The organism is Streptomyces flavofungini (assembly GCF_041028215.1).
GTDB classification, from domain to species: domain Bacteria; phylum Actinomycetota; class Actinomycetes; order Streptomycetales; family Streptomycetaceae; genus Streptomyces; species Streptomyces flavofungini_B.
In genome coordinates this window covers 1-3,092 of sequence record NZ_JASKYR010000891.1, presented here as the reverse complement: position 1 = coordinate 3,092, position 3,092 = coordinate 1, and the positions used below count along the sequence as shown (strand labels likewise).

At 71.2% G+C, this 3,092-nt stretch carries 4 protein-coding genes; all 4 read right to left on the bottom strand.

The window, feature by feature from the left end; genetic code table 11:
- Positions 1-34: 34 nt before the first annotated feature.
- Positions 35-649, bottom strand: a complete 615-nt coding sequence (locus AB8Z36_RS36105; RefSeq protein ID WP_369217617.1) for a GTP-binding protein — start codon at positions 647-649, stop codon at positions 35-37.
- Positions 630-1,040 (bottom strand): DUF742 domain-containing protein, encoded by a 411-nt coding sequence (locus AB8Z36_RS36100; protein ID WP_369217616.1) that lies wholly within the window; start codon positions 1,038-1,040, stop codon positions 630-632. The genes AB8Z36_RS36105 and AB8Z36_RS36100 overlap by 20 nt, the downstream gene beginning before the upstream one ends.
- Positions 1,037-1,444, bottom strand: coding sequence for a roadblock/LC7 domain-containing protein (locus AB8Z36_RS36095; RefSeq protein ID WP_055556816.1), 408 nt, complete (start codon positions 1,442-1,444; stop codon positions 1,037-1,039). The genes AB8Z36_RS36100 and AB8Z36_RS36095 overlap by 4 nt, the downstream gene beginning before the upstream one ends.
- On the bottom strand, positions 1,441-3,092 hold a 1,652-nt coding region (locus AB8Z36_RS36090), incomplete at its 5' end, for an ATP-binding protein (RefSeq protein WP_369217615.1). The genes AB8Z36_RS36095 and AB8Z36_RS36090, both read right to left, overlap by 4 nt.

The following is a 3,092-nucleotide window of genomic DNA, read 5'->3' as shown; positions in this document are numbered from 1 at the left end:
GGTCAGAAGGGGGGAAGTGCGGTCTGGGGCGCGGTCAGACACGGGTCGCGGTCAGCGAGTGCAGGTAGCGCATCAGGGTCAGCAGGACGTCCCTGCTCGACTCCCTGCGGCGGGCGTCGCACGGCATGATCGGCACCGCGGGCTCCAGATCGAGGGCCCTGCGCAGGGTCTCGATGCCGTGGTGGGGCGCGTCGGGGAAGTCGTTGACGGCGACGACGAACGGCACGCCGCGCTCCTCCAGGCGGCCGATCACGTCGAAGCTGACTTCGAGGCGGCGGGTGTCAATGAGCACGACCGCGCCGAGCGCGCCTTCGAAGAGGCCGTTCCACAGGAACCAGAAGCGTTCCTGGCCCGGGGTGCCGAAGAGGTAGAGGACCAGTTCCTCGGAGATGCTGATGCGGCCGAAGTCCATGGCGACGGTGGTCGCCGTCTTGCTCTCCGAGCCGTAGTTGTCGTCGACGCCGATGCCCGCCTGGGTCATCGTCTCCTCGGTGGTCAGCGGGCGGATCTCGCTGACCGAGCCGACCATCGTGGTCTTGCCGACCCCGAAGCCACCGACGATCACGACCTTGACCGCGGCCGTCGCCGTGTGCGGGAGGACGTCCTCGCTGCGCGGGCCGGTGATCGTGTCAGAGCTTTTGAAGTCCATGCATCACCGCTTCGAGAAGGGATCGGTCGGGCAGCGCGGAGCGCACGATGGGAGCGCGCGCCTGGACGAGCTCGGACCCCAGTAACTCCGTCAGGACGACGGTCACGACGCTGAACGGCAGCGCCAGATAGGCCGACAGTTCGGCGACCGAGATCGGGGTCGTGCACAGCCGCAGCACCGCGGAGTGCTCGGGCTGTGCCGTCGGGGCCGCCTCGCCCTGCGCCACGATGAGCGTGACGAGGTCGAGGGCGGCGCGGTCCGAGCCGTCGCCGGTCAGGATGTACAGCCGTTCGGGGTTCTCCGGGCCGCGGCGCTCACGTTGGGGGGGTGAGCCTCCTCCCGGCGCCTCCCCGGAGGAAGGGCCGTTCGGAGGTCCTTGCGGAGGAGTCATACGGCCTGCCCGTCACGCCGCGGCGGGCTCGTCAGATGGGCCCCGATCCGTACGACGAGGTCGCGCATGCGGGTGCCGATGAGGCCCGCGTCGACGGTCTCGTCCGCGAGGACGGCGAGATAGGCGCCGGCGCCCGCGGCCATCAGGTAGAAGTAGCCGCCGTTGATCTCGATGATGACCATCTTCATGCCGCCGTCGCTGTGCGGGATCTCGGTGGCCACCGCGGCGGCCAGGCTCTGCAGCCCCGCGCAGGCGGCGGCGATGCGGTCGGCAGCGTCGGGGTCGCCGCCGTAGCGTGCGATGCGCAGGCCGTCCGCGGAGAGGACGACGATCTGCCGGGTCTGCGGAACCCCGTCGGCGAGTTCCTTCAGCATCCAGTCGAAATTGGCGCGCTGCTGGATCACTTCCAGCCCCCCTCGTCGGTGATGCCGTGGTTGTTCCGGTGGGATTCCGGTGCGGGCGTGGTGCCCTGCGGTGGCGCTCCTTCCGGTGGCGCGGCACCCTGCGGCGGTGTCTGGCCTGGAGCGGCGGGATCTCCCTTGACGCCCTTCATGAATGCCTCGATCCACAGGCCGGGCTCGGGCTCCTCCTTCTTCTGGGGGGGCAGCGGCGGCGGTGCCGTCGCGGCGGCGTGGGCCTCGGCGGCGCGCTGGGCCTGGGCCTCCTGCGCGTACCGCTCGCTGAGCGACATCGTCACGCGGCTGCGGCGCTGCGGCAGGCCGCCCGAGGTCCACTCGGTGACCTCGGGGACCTCGTCCTGCATGGCCGCGGTGAGCGGTGAGCGCAGCGGCGGGCCCGCGGTGACGACGCGGGGCTTCTTGCGGCGGATGTTGCGCTCGGGCTCCTCGATGAGCTTGCCGCCGTTGTCGACGCGGGGCACCGCGGAGGCGCCGATGCCGTGGGCGAGTCCGGGCGCCGGTCCTGTGGTGATCATCTCGCGCGGCACGATGAGCACCGCGCGGACACCGCCGTAGGCGGACTGCCGCAGGGAGATCTGCATGTTGTACATCTGCGACAGGCGGCCGACGACGGCCATGCCGAGGCGCGGGCTCTCGCCCAGGTCGTTGAGGTCGATGCCGGCCTGCGCCTGGGCCAGCATGCGCTCGGCGCGCTCGCGGGCCTCCTCACTGAGGCTGACGCCGCCGTCCTCGATCTCCACGGCGATGCCGGTCTGCACCTCGACGGCGGTGACGTGCACCTTGGTCTGCGGGGGCGAGTACCGCGTGGCGTTGTCGAGCAGTTCGGCGCAGGCGTGGATCAGCGGCTCGACGGACGTGCCGTGGATCGCGACCTTGGCGATGGAGTGCAGCTCGACGCGGGGGTAGTCCAGGATGCGGCACATCGCGCCGCGCAGCACGCTGTACAGCGGTACGGGCTTGGGCCACTGACGGCCCGGCCGGGCGCCGCCGAGCACCGCGATGGAGTCGGCGAGGCGGCCGATCAGGGCGGTGCCGTGGTCGATGCGGAGCAGGTCGTCGAAGACCTCGGGGTTGCGGCCGTGGAACTCCTCCATCTCGCGCAGCTCCGCGGCCTGCTGGTGGACGATCGACTGCACGCGGCGGGCGATGTTCACGAAGGCGCGCTGCGCCGACTCACGCATCGCCTCCTCGTGGTCGAGGGTCTCCAGGATGTTGCGCAGCAACTGACGCTGCGCATGCGGCATTTCTTTGTACGCCTCGTCGTTGTCGACGACGTTGCGCATGACTTCGGCGGGGGGCTCGCCCTGCTGGAGCCGCCACATCGCCTCGGGCAGGATGTCCCGGCCCAGGCGGATGGTCTCGTCGTCGTGGGCCGCGATGCGGCGCTCCAGGTGGGCGAGCCGCTGTGCGTACTGCGTGCGCTGCCCCCTGATGGTGCGGCCGCGCCGCACGGCTTCCGCGCCGACCAGGATCACCAGGAGGGTCGCGACGGCGCCGCACCAGGTGACGGCGGTCCTTGCCGGTTCCGTCACCACGGCGACGGCGGCGCCGGTCGCGGCGGCCATCAGCACGGCGGGCAGCAACAGCACGCGGATGTACGGGACTTCTCGGCCACCGGGMGGCGATTGAACAC